We start from the raw sequence: 21,459 nt of genomic DNA on the forward strand, positions 1-21,459 counted from the left end.
TTTTATATGATACTGTTAGTGTTCAACCTAAAACCCCCCCCCCCCACCCCACCCCCCACCCCCCCCCCGCGCGTGTTGCGGCCCGGCCCGACTTCCTGCGCCGACACTGGCGGGCACATCCACCACTATGTAGACCGGTCGGTCTATTCCTCCACCAACGCCCCCGCCCCCGCCCCCGCCAACCCTGCCGACCCGCGCACGTCGCGCCAGACCGCCGACAGGTCGGCAGCCACCTGCATCGCCATGACCGGCGCGCCTGGCGTACCCACCGCACCCACCGCACCCACCGCACCCACCGCACCCAACCCACCCGGCAGACCCGACGCGCCCGACACGACCACCGCGCCCGACGCGCCCGACGCGCCCACCACTCCCGCCCCACTCGCAGCGTGGCGGCCGGCCAGCCCGTGCAGATACGCGGCCACCGAAGCGGCGTCCAGCACGGGCAGACCCGCCGCCAACAGGGAGCCGGCCAGGCCGGCGAGCACGTCGCCGCTCCCGGCCGTCGCCAGCCACGGCGTACCGGTCGGATTGACCCGCACCGCGCCCCCCGGATCGGCGATCACCGTCGTGGAGCCCTTCAACAGCACCGTCGCCCGGTACGCGGCAGCCAGCCGGCGTGCGGTGACCAGCCGGGCGGCGGCCAGCTCGTCGGCGGCCGGCGGTGCACTGCCCCCCACCCCCGCGAGCAGCCGGGCCGCCTCGCCGGTGTGCGGGGTGAGCAACGTGGGCGCCGTCCGCCCGGTCAGCGCCTGCGGGCCGAGTCGGCCCAGCTCGGTGAGTCCGTCCGCGTCCACCAGGACGGGCACATCGCTCGCCAGCGCCTCGCCGAGCGCCTGCCGCGCTCCCTCCCCGCCCCCCGGCCCGACCACCCAGGCCTGCACCCGTCCGGCGCCGGCCGGCCCGCCCTCGGTGACCAGCACCTCCGGGAACCGCCGCACCACCTCCTCGGCCGCCGTCCCGACGTACCGCACCGCGCCCGCACCGCCGCGCAGCGCGCCGGCGACCGCCAGCAGCGCCGCCCCCGGGTACGTCGCCGAACCGGCCGCCACGCCGACCACACCGCGCCGGTACTTGTCGCTCTCCGCTCCCGGGACCGGCAGCAGCTCGGCCACCTCGGCGTGCTGCAGGGCCTCCACCTCGGAGGTCGGCAGTTCCAGCCCGATCCCCACCAACTGGACCGCGCCGGCGTACGAGGCGCCCGGGTCGATGAGCAGCCCCGGCTTGTACGTGCCGAAGCAGACCGTGACGTCCGCCCGCAGTGCCACGCCCGCCACCTCTCCGGTGTCGGCGTCCACCCCGCTCGGCACGTCCACGGCCACCACCACTCCGCGCCGGTCCGCCCGCGCGTACGGTTCCGCCTCCGGGCGCAGCCCGCCCCGGCCGCCGATCCCGACGATGCCGTCCAGCACCAGGTCGGCGCACGAGAAGTCGGCCAGGCCGACTTCCTGCTCCAGCACCACCCGACCGCGCGCGGCGCGCAGCGCCGCCAGCCCCTGGACGTGGGCCCGCCCGGGCGCGAGCAGCACCGCCGTCACCCGCGCGCCGCGCCGGGCCAGCGCCGCGCCGGCGTACAGCGCGTCACCCCCGTTGTCTCCGCTGCCCGCGAGCACCACCACCCGGCTCCCGTACACCCGACCGCGACGGCGGGTCAGCAATCGGGCGCACGTGGCGGCGAGGCCCGCGGCGGCCCGCTGCATCAGGGTGCCCTCGGGCAGCCGGGCCATCAGTTCGGCCTCGGCGGCCCGGACCTGTTCGACACGGTGAGCGCGACGCATGCGCAAGCCCCTACCCTTCGGCCGACCCTCGGCGATGACTACCGCCGACGCTACGCCCGCGTCGTGGCCGAGCGACACCTGCCACGAGCGCGCACCGGATTCGGCAGCCCGGCGGGTTCGGCCGGCCCCGACCTCAGCCGTCAGCGCGGCGACGTCCCGCGCGAGCGCAGCACCGCCGGCCCACCGCGCCCGGTGCACCGAGCACCCCGACGGCGACCGCAGCTGCCCCTGCCTGCCTCCAGCGCCGCCGCAAACCGGCCGATCCCTCGCCACACCGGCCCCGCCACATCCATCCCGACTCCGACGATCACGGGCTGTCTCTCCGGCTTTGCGGGACACTTTCGAGTGACAACCACTTCGATCCCCCACCGGCATCGGTCCGTACCCCTACCGTGGCGCTCGCAGAACAGGCAGGGCAGGGACCAGCAGGAGGGAGAAGGGCCGTGGCCGCCATGCCGGCAGTCGAGCACCCGCTGCAGCAGCAGGACGCACTCCGGGCATTCCTGGAACTGGACACGCCGCCGGGCTTCAAGGCCGAGCTGATCGAAGGGGAGATCGTCGTGACGCCGCCGCCGGACGGATCGCACGAGACCGCGTTCTCGCTACTCAACAGGCAGTTCATGCGCAAGACCGACGCCGAGTTCGACCTCGCGGGGAACAAAGGTCTGATCACGCCGAAGGGCCGGTACATTCCGGACGGCACCATCAGCCCGGTCGGACACTTCGAGAACTCGGATTCCTGGGCTCCGGCTACCGGGGTTCTGCTGGTCTTCGAGATCACCTCGACGAATCCGGGCAAGGACCGCGGGCCGAAGCGTCACGGCTACGCAGCCGCCGACATCCCCTGCTATCTGCTGGTCGACCGCGGCGAAGGCACGGTCACGCTGTTCACCGGACCCGAGGGCGAGGACTACATCACCCGCAGCCAGGTCCCCTTCGGCAAACCCCTCGACCTCCCCGCCCCGTTCTCGTTCACGCTCGACACGGCGCCCCTGCGGTAGGACGCAGCCACCGCAGGGGCACCGGCCGGGAGCACCGCGAACGGCTACTCGACGGTGACCGACTTCGCCAGGTTGCGCGGCTGGTCGACCTCGTGGCCCTTGGCGGTGGCCAGCTCGCAGGCGAACACCTGCAGCGGCACGGTGGACACCAGCGGCTGCAGCAGGGTCGGCGTCACGGGGATGCGGATCAGGTGGTCCGCGTACGGGACGACCGCCTCGTCCCCCTCCTCCGCGATGACGATGGTGCGCGCACCACGCGCCCGGATCTCCTGGATGTTGGAGACGATCTTGTCGTGCAGGATCGAGCGCCCGCGCGGCGACGGCACGACCACCACGACCGGCAGCCCCTCCTCGATCAGCGCGATCGGCCCGTGCTTCAGCTCGCCCGCCGCGAAGCCCTCGGCGTGCATGTACGCCAGCTCCTTGAGCTTGAGCGCGCCCTCCAGCGCCACCGGGAAGCCGACGTGGCGGCCGAGGAACAGCACCGACTTGGCGTCCGCGAGCGAACGCGCCAGCTCGCGCACCGGCTCCATGGTCTCCAGCACCTGCTCGACCTGCCGGGGCGCGTCGCCGAGCTCCTTGATGACGGCGGAGATCTCGTCGCCCCACTTGGTGCCGCGCACCTGGCCCAGGTAGAGCGCGACCAGGTAGCAGGCGACCAGCTGGGTGAGGAACGCCTTGGTGGAGGCGACCGCGACCTCGGGGCCGGCGTGCGTGTAGAGCACCGCGTCGGACTCGCGCGGGATGGTCGAGCCGTTGGTGTTGCAGATCGCCAGCACCTTGGCACCCTGCTCACGCGCGTGCCGCAGCGCCATCAGGGTGTCCATGGTCTCGCCGGACTGCGAGATCGCGATGACCAGCGTGCCCGGGCCCATGATCGGGTCGCGGTAGCGGAACTCCGAGGCGACCTCGACCTCGCACGGGACGCGGGTCCAGTGCTCGATCGCGTACTTGGCGATCATGCCGGCGTGGAAGGCCGTGCCGCAGGCGACGATGACGACCTTGTCCACCGAGCGCAGGTCGGCGTCGGAGATCCGCAGCTCGTCCAGGGTGAGCCGACCGTCGGTGCCGATCCGGCCGAGGAGGGTGTCGGCGACGGCCTTCGGCTGCTCGGCGATCTCCTTGAGCATGAAGTAGTCGTAGCCGCCCTTCTCGGCGGCCGAGGCGTCCCAGTCGACGTGGTACTCGCGCACGTCCGCCGGGCTGCCGTCGAAGTCGGTCACCGTGACGCCTTCGCGGCGCAGCTCGACGACCTGGTCCTGCCCCAGCTCGATCGCCTCACGGGTGTGCGCGATGAACGCGGCCACGTCCGAGGCGAGGAAGTTCTCGCCCTCGCCGCGGCCGACCACCAGCGGCGAGTTGCGGCGCGCGCCGACCACGACGTCCGGGGCGTCGGCGTGCACGGCGACGAGGGTGAAGGCGCCGTCCAGCCGGCGGCAGACGATCCGCATAGCCTCCGCGAGGTCGCCCTGGTACACCTCGGCCAGCAGGTGCGCGACGACCTCGGTGTCGGTCTCCGAGCGCAGCGTGTGGCCGCGCTCGGCCAGCTCCGCCCGGAGCTGGGCGAAGTTCTCGATGATGCCGTTGTGGACCACGGCCACCCGGACGGCGTCGTCCAGATGGGGGTGGGCGTTGGCGTCCGTCGGGCCGCCGTGGGTGGCCCAGCGGGTGTGGCCGATGCCGGTGGTGCCGCCGGGAAGAGGGGTCTCGGCGAGCGACTTCTCCAGGTTGGCGAGCTTGCCCGCCCGCTTGTCGGTGGCCAGGCTCCACTGCCCGTCGGAGCCCTGCACCTGCACGGCGACACCGGCCGAGTCGTAGCCCCGGTACTCGAGTCGCTGCAGGCCTGCGATTACTACATCAAGGGCGGGCTGCGAGCCCACGTATCCAACAATTCCGCACATGCGTGCCAGCATAAGGGCGCCCAAGACGCCCCATTCGCACGCTTCGCCCACAGCGCGTGACCGACACCACAGCCACCGTGAACGCCGCTACGGCCCACAATGGAGCATGTGCTGACCGAACTCTGTACGCGGGGCGCCGCCACGCCCGGCCCGTCGCCGTCGCCCTATGTGGACCTCAGCCGGGCCGAGTGGAGCGCGCTGCGCGAGCGTACGCCGCTGCCGCTGACCGCCGAGGAGGTGGAACGGCTGCGCGGCCTCGGTACCGCCCTCGACCTGGACGAGGTCCGGGACGTCTATCTGCCGCTGTCCCGCCTGCTGAACCTCTACATCCACGCCACGCACGACCTGCGCGGCGCGCTGGGCACCTTCCTGGACACCCCGGACACCGAGCGCACCCGTACGCCGTTCATCATCGGCGTGGCCGGCTCGGTCGCCGTCGGCAAGTCCACCACCGCCCGCCTGCTCCAGGCGCTGCTGGCCCGCTGGCCCGAGCACCCCCGGGTCGAACTGGTCACCACCGACGGCTTCCTGCTGCCCAACGCCGAACTGCGCCGGCGCGGCCTGATGGCCCGCAAGGGCTTCCCGGAGTCGTACGACCGCCGCGCGCTGATGCGCTTCGTGGCGGACGTGAAGGCCGGCAAGGAGCGGGTCACCGCCCCCGTCTACTCGCACCTGGTGTACGACATCGTGCCCGGCGAGCGGCTCACCGTGGAGCGTCCGGACATCCTCATCGTCGAGGGCCTGAACGTGCTCCAGCCGGCCCTGCCCGGGACGGACGGCCGGACCAGGCTCGCGGTCACCGACTACTTCGACTTCTCCATCTACGTCGACGCCCGCACCGACGACATCGAGAGCTGGTACCTGGACCGCTTCCGCAAGCTGCGGCAGACCGCCTTCCAGGACCCGAACTCCTACTTCCGCCGCTTCACCGAAGTGCCGGAGGAGGAGGCGATGGAGTACGGCCGTCAGGTCTGGCGCACCATCAACAAGCCGAACCTGCTGGAGAACGTGCTGCCCACCCGCGGCCGCGCCACCCTGGTCCTGCAGAAGGGCCAGGACCACAAGGTCCGCCGCGCGCTGCTGCGCAAACTCTGACCCCCCGACACACCGCAGGGCCCTCGCCGTTCGTACGGCGGGGGCCCTGCTCGTCTCCCGGTGCGCGGGCGTCAGCCCAGGTGCGTGCGGACCGCCTCGGCCAGCCGCTCGGCGACGGCCTTCGCCTGCACCTGGTCGGCGGCCTCGACCATCACCCGGACCAGCGGCTCGGTGCCCGAGGGGCGCAGCAGCACCCGGCCGGTGGAGCCCAGCTCGGCCTCGGCCTCGGCGACCGCCGCGGCCAGTTCGAGGCTGGTGTTCACCCGGCTCTTGTCCACGCCCTTGACGTTGATCAGCAGCTGCGGCAACCGGGTCATCACGGCGGCCAGGTCGGCCAGCGGCTGCTTGGTGGCGGCCAGCCGGGCGCCCAGCATGAGACCGGTCAGGGTGCCGTCGCCGGTGGTGGCGTGGTCCAGCAGGATGACGTGGCCGGACTGCTCGCCGCCGAGGGCGAAGCCGTGCTCCTTCATCGCCTCCAGCACGTAGCGGTCACCGACCGCGGTCTGCACCAGCTCCACGCCCTCGCGCTCCATCGCCAGCTTGAAGCCCAGGTTGGACATCACGGTGGCGACGGCGGTGTTGCGGCGCAGAGTGCCGGCCTCCTTCATGGCGACGGCGAGGATCGCGATGATCTGGTCGCCGTCGACCTCGTTGCCGTCCGCGTCGGCGGCCAGGCAGCGGTCGGCGTCGCCGTCGAGCGCGATGCCGAGATCGGCCCGGTACTCCTCCATCGCGGTGCGCAGCCGGTCCAGGTGGGTGGAGCCGACGCCGTCGTTGATGTTGAGGCCGGTGGGCTCGGCCCCCAGGGTGTGGACGACCTCGGCGCCGGCCCGGGCGAACGCCTCGGGGGCGACGTAGGCGGCCGCGCCGTGCGCGCCGTCGATGACGACCCGGATGCCGTCCAGCCGGTTGGGCAGCACGCCGATCAGGTGGGCGACGTACTTGTCGAAGCCCTCGTTGTACTCGCGGACCCGGCCGACGGCCTCACCGGTCGGGCGCTTCCACTCCTCACCACCGAGGGTGTGGGTGCGGTAGTGCGCCTCGATGGCGTCCTCGATCCGGTCGTCCAGCTTGTGGCCGCCCCGGGCGAGGAACTTGATGCCGTTGTCCGGCATCGCGTTGTGGCTGGCGGAGAGCATCACGCCGAAGTCGGCGCCCAGGGCGCCGGTGAGGTAGGCCACCGCCGGGGTGGGCAGCACGCCGACCCGCAGCACGTCGACGCCCGCACTGGCCAGGCCGGCGATGACCGCGGCCTCCAGGAACTCGCCCGAGGCGCGCGGGTCGCGGCCGACCACCGCGACCGGCCGGTGACCCTCGAAGGCCCCCGCCTCACCGAGCACGTGCGCCGCCGCGACGGACAGCCCGAGCGCCAGCTCAGCCGTCAGCCCCTGGTTGGCCACACCGCGTACGCCGTCCGTACCGAAGAGTCGTCCCACTGTCCCGTCCTCCATCACCACTGCTGGCAGGTAAACCCGGCAGTCCATTCGATCGAATCCCCGGCCCGCGCACCAGGGCCGGGGAGCACGACGCCCCGGAGTACACGGGGTACTCCGGGGCGTGAGAGCGCAACCAGGGGTGTGCACCACCAGGGCGGCGCACACCCCTCGGGCGCGACTAGCGCTTGCTGTACTGCGGGGCCTTACGGGCCTTCTTCAGACCGGCCTTCTTGCGCTCGACGGCGCGGGCGTCACGCATGAGGAAGCCGGCCTTCTTGAGGGCGGCGCGGTTGTTGTCCACGTCGGCCTCGTTCAGGGCGCGGGCCACACCGAGGCGCAGCGCGTAGGCCTGGCCGGAGGTGCCGCCACCCGAGATGCGGGCGACGACGTCGTAGCGACCGTCGAGCTCCAGCAGCTTGAAGGGCTCGTTCACGGTCTGCTGGTGCACCTTGTTGGGGAAGTAGTTCTCCAGGGTGCGACCGTTGATCTTCCACACGCCGGTGCCCGGGACGATGCGCACGCGGGCGATCGCCTCCTTGCGGCGGCCAAGGCCGGCGCCGGGGACGGCCTCGCCGAAGCGGCCGGCCAGCGACTCGGAGGTGTAGTTCTCCTCGGAGGTGTACTCGCCCTCGACGACGGTCTCGTCGAAGTCGACCTCAAGGGTTTCAGTGGTCTCGGCCACGGTGTTCCTCAGCTCTTTTCAGTGTTGGGGGGCTAGGTGGCCGGAATTACTGCGCGACCTGGGTGATCTCGAACGGCACCGGCTGCTGGGCAGCGTGGGGGTGCTGGTCGCCCGAGTAGACCTTCAGCTTCGAGAGCATCTGGCGACCCAGGGAGTTCTTGGGGACCATGCCCTTGATGGCCTTCTCGACGGCCTTCTCCGGGTTGTTGGCCAGGAGGTCGTCGTAGCGGACCGAGCGGAGACCGCCCGGGAAGCCGCTGTGGCGGTACGCCAGCTTCTGGGTCTTCTTGTTACCCGACAGGTGCACCTTGTCCGCGTTGATGATGATGACGAAGTCACCCGTGTCAACGTGCGGCGCGTAGATCGCCTTGTGCTTCCCCCGGAGGAGGTTGGCGGCCTGGGAGGCCAGGCGGCCGAGCACGACGTCGGTCGCGTCGATGACGTGCCACTGACGCTGGACGTCGCCGGGCTTGGGGCTGTACGTACGCACGGTCGTAGCCTCTGCTTTTCAGTGAGTGAGTCCTGACAGGAGCACCCGGTCGAGCGCGTCAGCCTGGCTGCCTTGGACGCAATTCAAGGGGAGCCGCTGGGTGGTCGACCTGATATCTCCGGCGTACCGACCTCTCACGTGAGATAGAGCGAGCCAATACGCACAACAAGCCCCCAGCCTACTGGGCGCGCCGGGGTGGGTCAAAATCCCCCCGCGCCGGCCGGGCCGGAAAACGGCCGGAGCGGTGCTCGCGCCCACCCCGGCCACGACCGGAGCAGCGCCGGCGCACACCTCCCGACCAGCCCCGATCCGGTGCTCGCGCCCACCCCGGCCAGGGCCGGTCAGCGCTCGCGCTCGACCCGGGTGACGTCCCAGACCGGCTCGTCGGACGTGTACACCCGGCCGTCCGCGCCGAACACCAGGAAGCGGTCGAAGGTCTTGGCGAACCAGCGGTCGTGTGTGACGCACAGCACGGTGCCGTCGAAGGCCTCCAGGCCGGCCTGCAGCGCCTCGGCGCTCTCCAGGTCCAGGTTGTCGGTCGGCTCGTCGAGCAACAGGGCGGTCACCCCGTCCAGTTCGAGCTTGAGGATCATCAGCCGGGCCTGCTGACCACCGGACAGCGACTCGAACTTCTGCTCTTCCTGGCGGTCCAGCTCGTACCGGCGCAGCGCCCCCATCGCGGCGCCGCGGCTGAGCGCGTGCTCCTCCTCGACGATCGAGCGCACCGTGCGGCCGAACAGCTCCGGGTGGGCGTGGGTCTGCCGGAAGTGCCCCGGTACGACGCGGGCGCCGAGCTTCCACTGGCCCGTGTGGGCGACCGTCGAGTCCCCCGCGAGCAGCCGCAGGAAGTGCGACTTGCCCGAGCCGTTGGAGCCCAGCACGCCGATCCGCTCGCCGTAGAAGACCTCCAGGTCGAACGGCTTCATCAGGCCGGAGAGCTCCAGCTGCTCCATGGTGAAGGCCCGCACACCGGTCCGGCCGCCCTTGAGCCGCATGGTGATGCTCTGCTCGCGCGGCGGCTCCTCCGGGCGGCCCGCCTCCTCGAACTTCTTCAGCCTGGTCTGCGCGGCCGCGTAGCGGGTGGCCAGCGCGTGGCTGACCGAGGCGGCCTGGCGCAGGGTGACCACCAGCTTCTTGAGCTTGGCGTGCTCCTCGTCCCAGCGCCGGCCGAGCTCCTCGAACCGGGCGAAGCGGTCCTTGCGGGCCTCGTGGAAGGAGTCGAAGCCACCGCCGTGCACCCAGACGCTGCTGCCGGCCGCGCCGGACTCGACGCTGATGATCTTCTCGGCGGTACGGGAGAGCAGCTCGCGGTCGTGCGAGATGTAGAGCACGGTCTTGGAGGTGGCCTTGATCGCCTCCTCCAGCCAGCGCTTGCCGGGGACGTCCAGGTAGTTGTCCGGCTCGTCCAGCAGCAGCACCTCTTCGGGGCCGCGCAGCAGTGCCTCCAGCACGAGGCGCTTCTGCTCACCGCCGGAGAGCGTGTTCAGCCCGCGCCACTGGGCCTTGTCGAAGGGCATCCCGAGGGCCGCGGTGGTGCAGACGTCCCAGTCGGTCTCGTAGTCGTAGCCGCCGACGTCCGCCCAGTCGGAGAGCGCCTGGGCGTAGGCCATCTGCGTCTTCTCGTCGTCCTGGGCGATCATCGCCAGCTCGGCGGCGTCGACCGCGCGGGCCGCGACGGCGATCCGCTCGGGGGCGACCGAGACCAGCAGGTCGCGGACGGAGGCGTCGGCGGCCAGCGGGGCCGGGCCCGGGCGGTCCTCGTCGTCCTGCTTGGCCTCGCGGCCGGTCGTCCCGACGAACTGGCGCATCACGCCGAGGCCGCCGCTGATCGTCACCGAGCCGCCGTGCGGCTGGAGGTCGCCCGCGATCATGCGCAGCAGCGTGGTCTTGCCGGCGCCGTTGGCGCCCACCAGCGCCACCGCGGTGCCCTCGCCGACCCGGAAGGACGCGTCGTCGAAAAGCACCCGCCCGTCCGGCAGGTAGTACTCAAGGTGCGAAATCTCGACGTGTCCCATGCGGACGATTCTCCCAAGCCGCCGCCCAGGACCAAAACGGATTACCCGACGGCCGGCTGCCCCGGCAGCGTCCTGATCCGGCGGGCCAGCCTGCTGCGCTCGGCGAGCAGGTCGTCGGCCGGGTAGCCGACCTCCTCCAGCGTCAGCCCGTACGGCCGGATCACGTTGACCGCGGAGTTGCGCACCCCGCCGGCCAGCACCTCGCCGGGGAACTCCACCGGCCGGTGGCCGTCGCCGACCAGCAGCATCGCGCCGACCAGGGCCCGCACCATGTTGTGGCAGAAGGCGTCGGCCCGGACGGTGGCGACCGCCAGCGAGCCCTCCTGCGCGGCGTAGGAGTCGACCGGGACGCGGTCCCAGCGCAGCTCCAGCAGGGTGCGGATGGTCGTCGCGCCCTCGCGCTTCTTGCAGTACGCGGCGAAGTCGTGCTCCCCCAGCAGCAGCGCCGCGGCCGCGTTCATCCGCTCGATGTCCAGCGGGCGGTCGTGCCAGAGCACGTGCCCGCGCAGCAGCGGGTCCACCCCGCCGGGGTGGTCGGCGACCCGGTAGGCGTAGCGGCGCCAGATCGCGGAGAACCGGGCGTCGAAGCCGGCCGGCGCCTCGCCGAGCCGGTAGATCCGCACGTCCCCGGGCAGCCGTCCGGCCAGCCGGCGCAGCAGCTTCTCGCGGTGCGCGGCCCACAGCTCGGCGGGCAGGTCGACGTGGGCGACCTGGCCGCGGGCGTGCACACCGGCGTCGGTCCGGCCGGCGACCGTCAGCGGGTGGAGCTCGGTACTGCGGGTGACGATCTGCAGCGCGGTCTCGATCTCCTCCTGCACCGTGCGGCGGCCGCCACGCTGGCGGGCCCAGCCGGAGAACTCCGCGCCCTGGTAGGCGAGGTCGAGCCGGACCCGGACGTACCCGTCCGCCGGGCCGTCCTTGACCGGCGGCCGCTCGGCGCAATCGTTGACCACTGCTTCACTCCAGACAGAAGGAACGGGCCCGCTCCCCCACGGAATGGGAGAGCGGGCCCGCACGGCACCTAAAGGTGTCAGGCCTGCTCGGCCTCGGCCTCGTCGGCCTTGGTGTCCTCGACCTTGGTCTCCTCGACCTTGGCCTCGGCCTCCTTGACGGCGCGCTTGGTGGCGCCCTCGGCCTCGCCGACGGCGGTCTGCGCGACGGTCAGCGCCTCGACCAGCTCGATCACGGCCATCGGGGCGTTGTCGCCGCGGCGGCCACCGATCTTGGTGATGCGGGTGTAGCCACCCGGGCGGTTCTCGTAGCGCGGCGCGATCTCGGTGAAGAGGGTGTGCAGCACCGAGATGTCGGTGATCGTCTTGCGAACCAGGCGACGGTTGTGGATGTCGCCCTTCTTCGCCTTGGTGATCAGCTTCTCCGCCAGCGGGCGCATCCGACGGGCCTTGGCCTCGGTCGTGGTGATGCGGCCGTACTGGAACAGCTCCCGGCACAGACCGGCGAGCAGCAGCGGCTCGTGGTGCGGGCCGCCGCCGAGGCGGGCACCCTTGGTGGGACGCGGCATGGAATGACTCCTTGGATCTCCGACCACGGCCGTACCAGGTACCGCGGCGGGCGTACGGACACGGTGTCCGCACGACTTTCATGATGGCGGGGGCGACTCCGGGGAACCGCCCCCGTCAGCAAAACAGGGGTCCGGGGGGAATCCCCCCGGAAGGCACTCAGTACTGCTCGGTCTCCGCGTAACCCGCGTCGTCCAGGTCGTCGGCGCCGAAGGCGTCGGCGGCGGCGGTCGGGTCGAACCCGGGCGGGCTGTCCTTGAGGGCCAGGCCCATGCCGGCCAGCTTCGCCTTGACCTCGTCGATCGACTTCGCACCGAAGTTGCGGATGTCGAGCAGGTCGGCCTCGGAGCGGGCGACGAGCTCACCCACGGTGTGGATGCCCTCGCGCTTGAGGCAGTTGTACGACCGAACGGTGAGCTCAAGCTCCTCGATCGGCAGCGCCAGGTCGGCGGCCAGGGCGGCGTCCGTCGGGGACGGGCCCATGTCGATGCCCTCGGCGTCGATGTTCAGCTCGCGGGCGAGACCGAACAGCTCCACCAGGGTCTTGCCGGCCGAGGCCATGGCGTCACGGGGGCGCATGGCGGGCTTGGTCTCGACGTCGACGATCAGCTTGTCGAAGTCGGTCCGCTGCTCGACACGGGTGGCCTCGACCTTGTAGGTGACCTTCAGCACGGGGCTGTAGATCGAGTCGACCGGGATGCGGCCGATCTCCTGGCCGGAAGCCTTGTTCTGCACGGCGGAGACGTAGCCGCGACCGCGCTCGACGGTCAGCTCCATCTCCAGCTTGCCCTTGCCGTTCAGCGTGGCGAGGACCAGCTCGGGGTTGTGCACCTCGACACCGGCCGGCGGCGCGATGTCGGCGGCGGTGACGACACCCGGGCCCTGCTTGCGCAGGTACATCACGACCGGCTCGTCGTGCTCCGAGGAGACGACCAGCTGCTTGATGTTGAGGATGAGGTCGGTGACGTCCTCCTTGACGCCCGGCACGGTGGTGAACTCGTGCAGGACGCCGTCGACCCGGATGCTGGTGACAGCGGCGCCGGGGATCGAGGAGAGGAGCGTGCGGCGAAGGGAGTTGCCGAGGGTGTAGCCGAAGCCCGGCTCCAGCGGCTCGATCACGAACCGCGAGCGGAACTCGTCGACGACCTCTTCGGTCAGCGAGGGGCGCTGAGCGATCAGCATGTTTTCAGATCCTCCAGTTGTCTTCGGCACCCACTATTTGATGCCGAACAGAACCAGCGTACGGGGTCCCGGACGAACCGGGACCCCGTACGCGGTGTCAAGCGAACACCAGTGCCCGAAGGGCGCCGCGTCAGACGCGGCGGCGCTTCGGCGGACGGCAGCCGTTGTGCGGGGTGGGGGTGACGTCCTGGATCGAGCCGACCTCCAGGCCGGTGGCCTGGAGCGAACGGATCGCGGTCTCGCGGCCGGAGCCCGGACCCTTCACGAAGACGTCAACCTTGCGCATGCCGTGCTCCTGCGCGCGACGGGCAGCGGCCTCGGCGGCCATCTGCGCGGCGAACGGGGTGGACTTGCGCGAGCCCTTGAAGCCGACGTGGCCGGCGGAGGCCCAGGAGATCACGTTGCCCGCGGGGTCGGTGATCGAAACGATGGTGTTGTTGAACGTGCTCTTGATGTGGGCGTGCCCGTGAGCGACGTTCTTCTTCTCCTTGCGGCGCACCTTCTTGGCGCCGGCAGCCTGACGACCCTTGGGGGGCATAAGTCTGTTCTCCTACTGAGGTGGTCGGTCCGCTGACCCGCGGGCCGGAGGGATGTCCGGTGACGGGACGGACTACTTCTTGCCCGGCTTCTTCTTACCGGCGATCGCGCGACGCGGGCCCTTGCGGGTACGCGCGTTGGTGTGGGTGCGCTGACCGCGGACCGGCAGGCCACGGCGGTGACGCAGACCCTCGTAGCAACCGATCTCGACCTTGCGGCGGATGTCGGCGGCCACCTCACGGCGGAGGTCACCCTCGACCGTGAAGTTGGCGTCGATGTACTGACCCAGCTTCACGAGGTCTTCCTCGGAGATGTCGCGCACGCGGACATCCGGGTTGACACCGGTCTCGGCGAGGGTGTGCTGGGCGCGGGTACGACCGATGCCGTACACGTAGGTAAGGGCGATCTCGATCCGCTTCTCACGGGGGAGATCAACGCCGGCGAGGCGTGCCATTCAAGGCTCCTGTGCTTTTTCAGAGGTCTTGCGCGCTACCTACTCCGACACCTCACGGTGTGGGAGCCCCGGCCTCTGACCGGGGGTGGCAGTCCGTCCCGCGAGGGACGGATCGGGTAGCCCGCTTATGACGTTTTCGCGTCGCGCGAAGTACTACGAGAAATGCTGGGGAGAACTGATCAGCCCTGGCGCTGCTTGTGGCGCAGGTTGTCGCAGATCACCATGACCCGGCCGTGACGGCGGATCACCTTGCACTTGTCGCAGATCTTCTTGACGCTCGGCTTGACCTTCATGCTTCAGGTTCTCCGGGTCTAGATCTGACGTTCTTACTTGTAGCGGTAGACGATCCGGCCGCGCGTGAGGTCGTAGGGGCTGAGCTCCACCACGACCCGGTCGTCCGGCAGGATGCGGATGTAGTGCATGCGCATCTTGCCACTGATGTGCGCGAGGACCTTGTGACCGTTCTGCAGCTCGACCTTGAACATCGCGTTCGGAAGAGACTCGATCACGGTGCCCTCGATCTCAATGGCGCCTTGCTTCTTAGCCATGAACTGCGAGATCCACCTTCCGGGACCGGCTACCGTATGCGGAACGCTCGTGCGAACCTGGGTCCACCCCATCCCCCGAGGGGGAAGAGGGCGTGCTGGAGCACGCTACGAGTGAGCCGACGGTCCATCCTACGCCAGCGCGTCCGATGGGCCAAAACGAGGCCCGGACCGGCGCCGCCGCCGTCACAGGGCGGCGGTGACCACCAGCGGCTCGACGTGGGCGGTGCAGGCCGAGCAGCGGCGCGCCGCCTCGGGGATGTCGGTCAGGCACTCGGGGCAGGGGCGCTTCGGGGCCTTCGGCTTCTTCGGCAGGTACCGGGCGGTGGCCTTGGTCACCGGCAGCACGACGCAGAAGTACAGCACCGCGGCGGTCATCAGGAACGCGATCAGCACGTTGAGGAACTGCCCGTAGGGGAAGGTGACGCCCGCCACCGTCGCCTTGTACGAGCTGAAGTCGCCGGCGGCGCCGACCACGACGCCCACCAGCGGGGTGAGGAACGCCGACACGAAGCCGGTCACCACCCCGGTGAAGGCCGCGCCGATGACCACACCGACGGCCATGTCGACGACGTTGCCGCGCATCATGAAGTCGCGGAATCCCTTGAGCACTGCACTCTCCTGCTTGATCGAAGCCGCTGAAGCCACTGAGGCCACTGCCAGCCGATAAAAATAGGACAAAAGCCCTGGAGGTCCAAACCTCCAGGGCTCCGATCCGTTCGCGAACGCGGCAGTTGACCGCCTCCGCGACTACCCGAGGGGGTCCGGAGCTGCGGTGATGCCCAGCTTCGCGAGTTCGGCGCGGCCGCCGTCGAAGGCCGTCAGCACCAGCGGGCCCTGCTCGGTCACGGCCACCGAGTGCTCCCAGTGCGAGGCCCAGGTGCCGTCGGTGGTCACGACGGTCCAGTCGTCCTCCAGCACCTTGGTGTGCGGGGTGCCCAGCGACACCATCGGCTCGATCGCCAGCACGGTGCCGGGGATCAGCTTGGGGCCCTTGCCGCGGCCCCGCTCGACGTAGTTCAGCACGTGCGGCTCCATGTGCATCGCGGTGCCGATGCCGTGGCCGCCGTAGCCCTCGGTGATGCCCCACTTGCCCTTCGGCGGCAGCGGCTGGCGGCGGACGAAGCCCTCGATCGCCTTGGAGACGTCGGCCAGCCGGTTGCCCTTCTTCATCTGGGCGATGCCGGCCCACATCGAGCCCTCGGTGACCCGGCTGAGCATCTCCACCTCGGGCCGGACCTCGCCGACCGCCACGGTGATCGCCGCGTCGCCGTGCCAGCCGTCCACGATGGCGCCGCAGTCGATCGAGATGACGTCGCCCTCCCGCAGCACCCGGTCACCGGGGATGCCGTGCACGACCTCGTCGTTCACCGAGGCGCAGATCACCCCGGGGAACCAGAGCCCGCCGTGGTCCGCGCGGAAGTTCGAGGTGGCGCCGTGGCCGGTGATGACCTTGTCGGCGATGTCGTTCAGCTCCTGGGTGCTCACCCCCGGAGCGACCGCCTCCCGGCAGGCCTTCAGCGCCTCGGCGACGACCAGCCCGGCCACCCGCATCTTCGCGATCTGCTCGGGGGTCTTGATCTCCACCATCTGGTCACGCCTTCCTTGGATTCCCGCCCGGTCCTTGCCGGGCGGCCGTGCACTCGTTCCACCGTACGGCGTCGCTCAGTACTGTCAGTTGTCCTGCTTCAGCGCCTCGATCGCGCGCTGGGTGACCTCGTCCACCTTGCCGAGCGCGGGGATCGTCGCCACCAGGCCCTGCTGGGCGTAGTAGTCGATGATCGGCTCGGTCTCCGTGTGGTAGACCTCCAGCCGCGTCCGCACCTTCTCCTCGGTGTCGTCCGAGCGCTGGTACAGCTCGCCGCCGCACTCGTCGCAGACGCCCTCGGCCTTCGGCGGGTTGTAGTCCACGTGGAAGACGTGGCCCCCGTCGTTGCGGCACAGGCGACGGCCGGCGATCCGGCGGACGACCTCGTCCTCGGGGACCTCCAGGTCCAGCACGCCGTCCAGCGTGATGCCCTGCTCGGCCAGGAACGCGTCCAGCGCCTTGGCCTGGCCGAGGTTGCGCGGGAAGCCGTCCAGCAGGAAGCCGCCGGCGGCGTCGGGCTGGAGCATGCGGTCCTTGGCCATCCCGATGGTGACCTCATCCGGCACCAGACGACCCGCGTCCATGTAGCTCTTGGCCTCGAGCCCCAGCGGGGTGCCCTGACCGATGTTGGCGCGGAACAGGTCACCGGTGGAGATGTGGGGGATGGACAGGGTCTTGGCGAGCACGTGCGCCTGAGTACCCTTCCCTGCCCCGGGAGGCCCGACGAGGACGATTCGCATCAGCGGAGGAACCCTTCGTAATTGCGCTGCTGGAGCTGGCTCTCGATCTGCTTCACAGTTTCGAGTCCGACGCCGACGACGATGAGAACGCTGGTGCCGCCGAACGGGAAGTTGGTCTGCTGTCCGAAGGCGACCAGGGCGATCATCGGGATCAACGCGATCAGGCCCAGGTAGAGCGAACCCGGCCACGTGATGCGGGTGAGCACGTAGTTCAGGTACTCGGCCGTCGGCCGGCCGGCCCGGATGCCCGGGATGAACCCACCATACTTCTTCATATTGTCGGCAACTTCTTCGGGGTTGAAGGAGATGGCGACGTAGAAGAAGGCGAAGAAGACGATCAGCAGGAAGTAGGTGGCCATGTAGACCGGGTGGTCACCCTTGACGAAGTGGTTGCTGATCCAGACCGCCCAGTCGGCCTTACTGCTGGTCAGCTGGACCACCAGGGCCGGGATGTACAGCAGCGACGAGGCGAAGATGACCGGGATGACACCGGCCTGGTTCACCTTGAGCGGGATGTACGTCGAGGTGCCGCCGAAGGCGCGGCGCCCGATCATCCGCTTCGCGTACTGGACGGGGATCCGCCGCTGCGCCTGCTCCACGAAGATGACCAGCATCACAACGATGACGCCGACCGCGACCACGGAGAGGAACTCGACCCAGCCGTCACCGATGGTGCCGGACTGCTTGATCGCCCACATCGAGCCCGGGAAGCCCGAGGCGATGGAGGTGAAGATGAGGATCGACATGCCGTTGCCGATGCCGCGGTCGGTGATCAGCTCGCCCAGCCACATGATGAACGTGGTGCCGGCGGTCATCGTGATCACCATGACGGCGATCCGGAACACCGACTGGTTCGGGACGATCTGGTTGGCCAGCGAGCAGTTCGAGAACAGCGCACCGCTGGAGGCCGTGGCCACGATGCCGGTGCCCTGGAGCACGGCGAGGGCGATCGTCAGGTAGCGCGTGTACTGGGTGATCTTCGCGGTGCCGGCCTGACCCTCCTTCTTCAACGCCTCGAGTCGCGGGATCACGACGGTGAGGAGCTGGAGGATGATGCTGGCCGTGATGTACGGCATGATGCCGAGCGCGAAGATGGTCAGCTGGAGGAGCGCTCCACCGCTGAACAGGTTGACGAGCCCGAACAGACCGTTCGTCTTTGTCTGCTTCACACACTCGTTGACGGCCTGAAAATCGACCCCCGGTACGGGAATGTGCGAGCCCAGCCGGAACAGCACCATGATGCCCAGCGTGAACAGCAGCTTCTTGCGCAGGTCGGGCGTCTGGAACGCCCGCGCGAACGCACTGAGCACGGTGCCTCCTGCGCCTCCCGCGCGTCGTCGGCGGGAGGGTCGGTCCTAATGGGGAGTTTGCGGTTCGGGCCCCCGTACAGACGGCATAGGCGAGCCTACGCGCAGCCTACAAGGGAACTCCACGGACTCTAACAGTGCACGGCCACTCGAAAGAAGCGCGTACGGCCCCTCCCCCACTCACGAGGTACGGGATGCCCGGTTTTGCCACACAAAAGAACGAGGCCCGTCTCCACCCGGGGGCGGCGACGGGCCACTTCGACAACGCACGAGCCCCGCACCTCCGTGCAGGAGGTGCGGGGCCCGTGGGGAGTCAGCGGGCTCAGACGAGCTCGGTGACGGTACCGCCGGCGGCGGTGATCTTCTCAGCGGCGGAGCCGGAGACGGCGTCGACCGTCACCTGCAGCGCGACCGAGATCTCGCCGGTGCCGAGCACCTTGACGAGGGAGTTCTTGCGAACCGCGCCCTTGGCGATCAGGTCCTCGACAGTGACCTCGCCACCCTGCGGGTAGAGCTCGGCCAGCTTGTCGAGGTTGACAACCTGGAACGTGATCTTGAACGGGTTCTTGAAGCCCTTCAGCTTCGGCAGGCGCATGTGGAGCGGCATCTGGCCACCCTCGAAGCGCTGCGGAACCTGGTAGCGGGCCTTGGTGCCCTTGGTGCCACGACCGGCGGTCTTACCCTTGGAGCCCTCACCACGACCGACACGGGTCTTGGCGGTCTTGGCACCCGGGGCGGGACGCAGGTTGTGAACCTTGATCGGCGAGTCGCCCATAATCAGTCCACCTCCTCGACCGTGACGAGGTGACGCACGGTCTGGGCCATCCCGCGGATCTCGGGACGGTCCTCCTTGACGACCACATCGTGCATGCGCTTCAGACCCAGCGAGCGCAGCGTCTCGCGGTGGTTCTGCTTGCTGCCGATGTAGGACTTGGTCTGCGTGATCTTCAGGCGAGCCATCAGGCGCTCACCCCTGCAGCACGAGCCCGCAGCAGAGCGGCGGGAGCCACGTCCTCCAGCGGCAGGCCACGACGGGCGGCGATCTCCTCGGGGCGCACGAGGCCCTTCAGAGCGGCCACCGTGGCGTGCACGATGTTGATCGCGTTGTCGGAGCCGAGCGACTTCGACAGGATGTCGTGAATACCGGCGCACTCCAGCACGGCACGCACCGGGCCACCGGCGATAACACCGGTACCGGGGGCAGCCGGCTTCAGGAGCACGACGCCGGCAGCCTTCTCGCCCTGGATCGGGTGCGGGATGGTGCCCTGGATACGGGGGACCTTGAAGAAGTTCTTCTTGGCCTCCTCAACACCCTTGGCGATGGCGGCCGGAACCTCCTTCGCCTTCCCGTAGCCGACACCTACGGTGCCGTCACCGTCGCCCACCACGACCAGCGCGGTGAAGCTGAAACGACGACCACCCTTGACAACCTTGGCGACACGGTTGATCGCGACAACGCGCTCGACGTAAGCGGTCTTCTCGACGGCGGGGGCGTTACCCCGGTCGTCACGCTTACGGTCGCGCCGCTCGCCACCGCCGGTGCCGCCGCCGGCGCCGCTACCGCGGCGCTGGGGTCCAGCCATTGGAATTACCTCTCTCGATTACGTCCGTCGACTGAGCCGACGAGCGGCTTAGAAGTCGAGCCCGGCCTCACGGGCAGCATCGGCCAGAGCGGCGATGCGGCCTGCGTACCGGTTGCCCGCGCGGTCGAAGACGACCGACTCGATGCCGGCGGCCTTGGCGCGCTCGGCGACCAGGCTCCCGACCTTCTTGGCCAGCTCGGTCTTGTCGCCCTCGACGCCCTTGATGGACACGTCGAGGGTGGACGCCGACGCCAGGGTGTGACCCTTGGCGTCGTCGATGACCTGGGCGACCATGTGGCGGTTCGAGCGGGTCACCACGAGGCGCGGACGCACCTCGGTGCCGGTGACGCGCTTGCGAACACGGATGGCGCGGCGCTTGCGAGCGGCGCTCTTGTAGGCGTTGCCCTTGCCGATCTTGACAGAGACGCTCATCGCTTACTTACCACTCTTTCCGACCTTGCGGCGGATGACCTCGCCCGCGTACTTGACGCCCTTGGCCTTGTACGGGTCGGGCTTGCGCAGCTTGCGGATCTTGGCAGCGACCTCGCCGACCTTCTGCTTGTCGATGCCGTCCACGTGGAACTTGGTGGGCGACTCGACGACGAAGGAGATGCCCTCCGGGGCCTCGACCAGGATCGGGTGGCTGTAGCCGAGCTGGAACTCCATGTTGGAGCCCTTCGCCAGGACTCGATAGCCAACACCGCTGATCTCCAGCGACTTGCGGTAGCCCGCGGTCACGCCGGTGATCATGTTCGCCACCAGCGTGCGGGAAAGGCCGTGCAGGGCCTTCGACATACGCTCGTCGTTGGGGCGGGTGACGAGCAGCGTGCCGTCCTCGCCCTTGCCGATCTCGATCGGCGCGGCGACGAGGTGGGTGAGGGAGCCCTTCGGGCCCTTCACCGAGACCGCCTGGCCATCGATGGTGACGTCCACGCCGGCGGGAACCGGGATGGGCAGCCGTCCAATGCGCGACATTGCTGTACCTCCGTTTCCCGAATTACCAGACGTAGGCGAGAACTTCTCCGCCTACGCCCTTCTTGGCAGCCTGCTTGTCGGTGAGGAGACCGGAAGACGTGGAGATGATCGCCACGCCCAGGCCGCCGAGCACCTTCGGCAGGTTGGTGGACTTTGCGTAGACCCGCAGGCCCGGCTTGCTGATCCGCTTGATGCCAGCGATCGAGCGCTCACGGTTGGGACCGAACTTGAGCTCGATGGTCAGCTTCTTGCCGACCTCGCCCTCGACGGGCTCCTCAACCTTGTAGGAGGAGATGTACCCCTCCTGCTGCAGGATCTGGGCGACGTGCGCCTTGATCTTGCTAGCCGGCATCGCCACGGTGTCGTGGTACGCCGAGTTCGCGTTACGCAGACGCGTGAGCATGTCTGCGATGGGGTCGGTCATGGTCATGATGGCCTCAGGCCTCTCTCGCCGTGGTTTCTCCGCGCCAGGTCCCCCCGCCGCACTCCGAGGAGTGCGGCGGGGGCACAGACGCAGGGGACCTGCGGCGTCGTAAGACTGGGTGCGAGCCCTCCGAAGAGGGTCGACGGCAGCTACGGAGCTCCCGCGACAGGGGGCCCGACCTCACTACCTTACGGGATTCCCGTACGTAG

The 21,459-nt window shown here is 69.7% G+C and carries 25 protein-coding genes; 2 read left to right on the forward strand and 23 right to left on the reverse strand.

Annotated features, from left to right (window positions below; all coding sequences use genetic code 11):
• Positions 1-143: 143 nt before the first annotated feature.
• Entirely contained in the window at positions 144-1,778 is a 1,635-nt protein-coding gene (locus ACFXHB_RS29715; RefSeq protein ID WP_380577772.1) for an NAD(P)H-hydrate dehydratase, read from the reverse strand.
• A gap of 452 nt (positions 1,779-2,230) precedes the next feature.
• Between ACFXHB_RS29715 and ACFXHB_RS29720 the strand changes: the two genes are divergently transcribed.
• Complete coding sequence (locus tag ACFXHB_RS29720) at positions 2,231-2,779, forward strand: Uma2 family endonuclease (RefSeq protein WP_380577806.1); 549 nt, start codon at positions 2,231-2,233, stop codon at positions 2,777-2,779.
• Between the two features lie 44 nt (positions 2,780-2,823).
• Here ACFXHB_RS29720 and glmS read toward each other — a convergent pair whose 3' ends face one another.
• Positions 2,824-4,680, reverse strand: a complete 1,857-nt coding sequence (gene glmS / locus ACFXHB_RS29725) for a glutamine--fructose-6-phosphate transaminase (isomerizing) (protein ID WP_380577773.1) — start codon at positions 4,678-4,680, stop codon at positions 2,824-2,826.
• A 99-nt stretch (positions 4,681-4,779) separates the two neighbouring features.
• On the opposite strand from glmS, the gene coaA reads away from it, so the two are divergent.
• Positions 4,780-5,775, forward strand: coding sequence for a type I pantothenate kinase (gene coaA, locus ACFXHB_RS29730; RefSeq protein WP_380577774.1), 996 nt, complete (start codon positions 4,780-4,782; stop codon positions 5,773-5,775).
• 71 nt (positions 5,776-5,846) lie between these two features.
• Here coaA and glmM read toward each other — a convergent pair whose 3' ends face one another.
• From glmM to rpsH, 21 genes are all read right to left on the reverse strand, one after another.
• Complete coding sequence (glmM, locus tag ACFXHB_RS29735; protein ID WP_380577775.1) at positions 5,847-7,211, reverse strand: phosphoglucosamine mutase; 1,365 nt, start codon at positions 7,209-7,211, stop codon at positions 5,847-5,849.
• Between the two features lie 178 nt (positions 7,212-7,389).
• Positions 7,390-7,893 carry a 30S ribosomal protein S9 gene (rpsI, locus tag ACFXHB_RS29740; protein ID WP_380577776.1) on the reverse strand — a complete coding sequence of 168 codons (504 nt, stop codon included), beginning with the start codon at positions 7,891-7,893 and terminating at the stop codon, positions 7,390-7,392.
• A gap of 46 nt (positions 7,894-7,939) precedes the next feature.
• Positions 7,940-8,383: a 50S ribosomal protein L13 gene (rplM, locus tag ACFXHB_RS29745; RefSeq protein ID WP_014136251.1), complete on the reverse strand. Its 444-nt coding sequence runs from the start codon at positions 8,381-8,383 to the stop codon at positions 7,940-7,942.
• A 341-nt stretch (positions 8,384-8,724) separates the two neighbouring features.
• Positions 8,725-10,398: an ABC-F family ATP-binding cassette domain-containing protein gene (locus ACFXHB_RS29750; protein ID WP_380577777.1), complete on the reverse strand. Its 1,674-nt coding sequence runs from the start codon at positions 10,396-10,398 to the stop codon at positions 8,725-8,727.
• Positions 10,399-10,439: 41 nt separating this feature from the next.
• Positions 10,440-11,351, reverse strand: a complete 912-nt coding sequence (gene truA, locus ACFXHB_RS29755; RefSeq protein ID WP_380577778.1) for a tRNA pseudouridine(38-40) synthase TruA — start codon at positions 11,349-11,351, stop codon at positions 10,440-10,442.
• A 77-nt stretch (positions 11,352-11,428) separates the two neighbouring features.
• Positions 11,429-11,917 carry a 50S ribosomal protein L17 gene (rplQ, locus tag ACFXHB_RS29760; RefSeq protein ID WP_360631608.1) on the reverse strand — a complete coding sequence of 163 codons (489 nt, stop codon included), beginning with the start codon at positions 11,915-11,917 and terminating at the stop codon, positions 11,429-11,431.
• 157 nt (positions 11,918-12,074) lie between these two features.
• Positions 12,075-13,097 carry a DNA-directed RNA polymerase subunit alpha gene (locus ACFXHB_RS29765; protein ID WP_030232516.1) on the reverse strand — a complete coding sequence of 341 codons (1,023 nt, stop codon included), beginning with the start codon at positions 13,095-13,097 and terminating at the stop codon, positions 12,075-12,077.
• A gap of 130 nt (positions 13,098-13,227) precedes the next feature.
• Positions 13,228-13,635, reverse strand: coding sequence for a 30S ribosomal protein S11 (gene rpsK, locus ACFXHB_RS29770; protein WP_035800872.1), 408 nt, complete (start codon positions 13,633-13,635; stop codon positions 13,228-13,230).
• 72 nt (positions 13,636-13,707) lie between these two features.
• Positions 13,708-14,088 carry a 30S ribosomal protein S13 gene (gene rpsM / locus ACFXHB_RS29775; RefSeq protein ID WP_360631611.1) on the reverse strand — a complete coding sequence of 127 codons (381 nt, stop codon included), beginning with the start codon at positions 14,086-14,088 and terminating at the stop codon, positions 13,708-13,710.
• A gap of 179 nt (positions 14,089-14,267) precedes the next feature.
• Positions 14,268-14,381 (reverse strand): 50S ribosomal protein L36, encoded by a 114-nt coding sequence (gene rpmJ, locus ACFXHB_RS29780; protein WP_003956441.1) that lies wholly within the window; start codon positions 14,379-14,381, stop codon positions 14,268-14,270.
• Between the two features lie 33 nt (positions 14,382-14,414).
• The gene (gene infA / locus ACFXHB_RS29785) at positions 14,415-14,636 is read right to left on the reverse strand and encodes a translation initiation factor IF-1 (protein ID WP_003956442.1); all 222 of its coding nucleotides are present in this window, start codon (positions 14,634-14,636) and stop codon (positions 14,415-14,417) included.
• Positions 14,637-14,819: 183 nt separating this feature from the next.
• The gene (gene mscL / locus ACFXHB_RS29790; protein ID WP_380577779.1) at positions 14,820-15,245 is read right to left on the reverse strand and encodes a large conductance mechanosensitive channel protein MscL; all 426 of its coding nucleotides are present in this window, start codon (positions 15,243-15,245) and stop codon (positions 14,820-14,822) included.
• 138 nt (positions 15,246-15,383) lie between these two features.
• A complete protein-coding gene (map, locus tag ACFXHB_RS29795) occupies positions 15,384-16,223 on the reverse strand; it encodes a type I methionyl aminopeptidase (RefSeq protein WP_380577780.1) in 840 nt (279 codons plus the stop codon).
• An 84-nt stretch (positions 16,224-16,307) separates the two neighbouring features.
• Positions 16,308-16,961, reverse strand: a complete 654-nt coding sequence (locus ACFXHB_RS29800; RefSeq protein WP_380577781.1) for an adenylate kinase — start codon at positions 16,959-16,961, stop codon at positions 16,308-16,310.
• Entirely contained in the window at positions 16,961-18,271 is a 1,311-nt protein-coding gene (gene secY, locus ACFXHB_RS29805; protein WP_380577782.1) for a preprotein translocase subunit SecY, read from the reverse strand. The genes ACFXHB_RS29800 and secY overlap by 1 nt, the downstream gene beginning before the upstream one ends.
• A 319-nt stretch (positions 18,272-18,590) precedes the next feature.
• Complete coding sequence (gene rplO / locus ACFXHB_RS29810; protein ID WP_380382401.1) at positions 18,591-19,043, reverse strand: 50S ribosomal protein L15; 453 nt, start codon at positions 19,041-19,043, stop codon at positions 18,591-18,593.
• Positions 19,044-19,045: 2 nt separating this feature from the next.
• On the reverse strand, positions 19,046-19,228 hold the full coding sequence (rpmD, locus tag ACFXHB_RS29815; RefSeq protein ID WP_030300409.1) for a 50S ribosomal protein L30: 183 nt from the start codon (positions 19,226-19,228) through the stop codon (positions 19,046-19,048).
• Positions 19,228-19,851 carry a 30S ribosomal protein S5 gene (gene rpsE, locus ACFXHB_RS29820; protein ID WP_030055834.1) on the reverse strand — a complete coding sequence of 208 codons (624 nt, stop codon included), beginning with the start codon at positions 19,849-19,851 and terminating at the stop codon, positions 19,228-19,230. Before rpsE ends, rpmD begins: the two co-directional genes overlap by 1 nt.
• A 48-nt stretch (positions 19,852-19,899) precedes the next feature.
• Positions 19,900-20,283: a 50S ribosomal protein L18 gene (gene rplR / locus ACFXHB_RS29825; RefSeq protein ID WP_360631627.1), complete on the reverse strand. Its 384-nt coding sequence runs from the start codon at positions 20,281-20,283 to the stop codon at positions 19,900-19,902.
• A gap of 3 nt (positions 20,284-20,286) precedes the next feature.
• Positions 20,287-20,826 carry a 50S ribosomal protein L6 gene (rplF, locus tag ACFXHB_RS29830; RefSeq protein ID WP_380577783.1) on the reverse strand — a complete coding sequence of 180 codons (540 nt, stop codon included), beginning with the start codon at positions 20,824-20,826 and terminating at the stop codon, positions 20,287-20,289.
• 22 nt (positions 20,827-20,848) lie between these two features.
• Positions 20,849-21,256 (reverse strand): 30S ribosomal protein S8, encoded by a 408-nt coding sequence (gene rpsH, locus ACFXHB_RS29835; RefSeq protein WP_030232489.1) that lies wholly within the window; start codon positions 21,254-21,256, stop codon positions 20,849-20,851.
• Positions 21,257-21,459 lie beyond the last annotated feature (203 nt).

The organism is Kitasatospora sp. NPDC059327 (genome assembly GCF_042752535.1).
Taxonomy (GTDB): Bacteria; Actinomycetota; Actinomycetes; order Streptomycetales; family Streptomycetaceae; genus Kitasatospora.

What these genes read in the sequence shown, in the direction of transcription:
- rpsM (WP_360631611.1), bottom strand. Translation starts at nt 14,088, where the DNA reads ATGGCACGCCTCGCCGGCGTTGATCTCCCCCGTGAGAAGCGGATCGAG.
- infA (WP_003956442.1), bottom strand. Translation starts at nt 14,636, where the DNA reads ATGGCTAAGAAGCAAGGCGCCATTGAGATCGAGGGCACCGTGATCGAG.
- map (WP_380577780.1), bottom strand. Translation starts at nt 16,223, where the DNA reads ATGGTGGAGATCAAGACCCCCGAGCAGATCGCGAAGATGCGGGTGGCC.
- rpsH (WP_030232489.1), bottom strand. Translation starts at nt 21,256, where the DNA reads ATGACCATGACCGACCCCATCGCAGACATGCTCACGCGTCTGCGTAAC.
- coaA (WP_380577774.1), top strand. Translation starts at nt 4,780, where the DNA reads ATGGAGCATGTGCTGACCGAACTCTGTACGCGGGGCGCCGCCACGCCC.
- ACFXHB_RS29720 (WP_380577806.1), top strand. Translation starts at nt 2,231, where the DNA reads ATGCCGGCAGTCGAGCACCCGCTGCAGCAGCAGGACGCACTCCGGGCA.
- rplO (WP_380382401.1), bottom strand. Translation starts at nt 19,043, where the DNA reads ATGGGCGACTCGCCGATCAAGGTTCACAACCTGCGTCCCGCCCCGGGT.
- rpsE (WP_030055834.1), bottom strand. Translation starts at nt 19,851, where the DNA reads ATGGCTGGACCCCAGCGCCGCGGTAGCGGCGCCGGCGGCGGCACCGGC.
- rplF (WP_380577783.1), bottom strand. Translation starts at nt 20,826, where the DNA reads ATGTCGCGCATTGGACGGCTGCCCATCCCGGTTCCCGCCGGCGTGGAC.
- rpmD (WP_030300409.1), bottom strand. Translation starts at nt 19,228, where the DNA reads ATGGCTCGCCTGAAGATCACGCAGACCAAGTCCTACATCGGCAGCAAG.
- ACFXHB_RS29800 (WP_380577781.1), bottom strand. Translation starts at nt 16,961, where the DNA reads ATGCGAATCGTCCTCGTCGGGCCTCCCGGGGCAGGGAAGGGTACTCAG.
- ACFXHB_RS29715 (WP_380577772.1), bottom strand. Translation starts at nt 1,778, where the DNA reads ATGCGTCGCGCTCACCGTGTCGAACAGGTCCGGGCCGCCGAGGCCGAA.
- ACFXHB_RS29750 (WP_380577777.1), bottom strand. Translation starts at nt 10,398, where the DNA reads ATGGGACACGTCGAGATTTCGCACCTTGAGTACTACCTGCCGGACGGG.
- ACFXHB_RS29765 (WP_030232516.1), bottom strand. Translation starts at nt 13,097, where the DNA reads ATGCTGATCGCTCAGCGCCCCTCGCTGACCGAAGAGGTCGTCGACGAG.
- rpmJ (WP_003956441.1), bottom strand. Translation starts at nt 14,381, where the DNA reads ATGAAGGTCAAGCCGAGCGTCAAGAAGATCTGCGACAAGTGCAAGGTG.
- rplQ (WP_360631608.1), bottom strand. Translation starts at nt 11,917, where the DNA reads ATGCCGCGTCCCACCAAGGGTGCCCGCCTCGGCGGCGGCCCGCACCAC.
- rpsK (WP_035800872.1), bottom strand. Translation starts at nt 13,635, where the DNA reads ATGCCCCCCAAGGGTCGTCAGGCTGCCGGCGCCAAGAAGGTGCGCCGC.
- rplR (WP_360631627.1), bottom strand. Translation starts at nt 20,283, where the DNA reads ATGAGCGTCTCTGTCAAGATCGGCAAGGGCAACGCCTACAAGAGCGCC.
- glmS (WP_380577773.1), bottom strand. Translation starts at nt 4,680, where the DNA reads ATGTGCGGAATTGTTGGATACGTGGGCTCGCAGCCCGCCCTTGATGTA.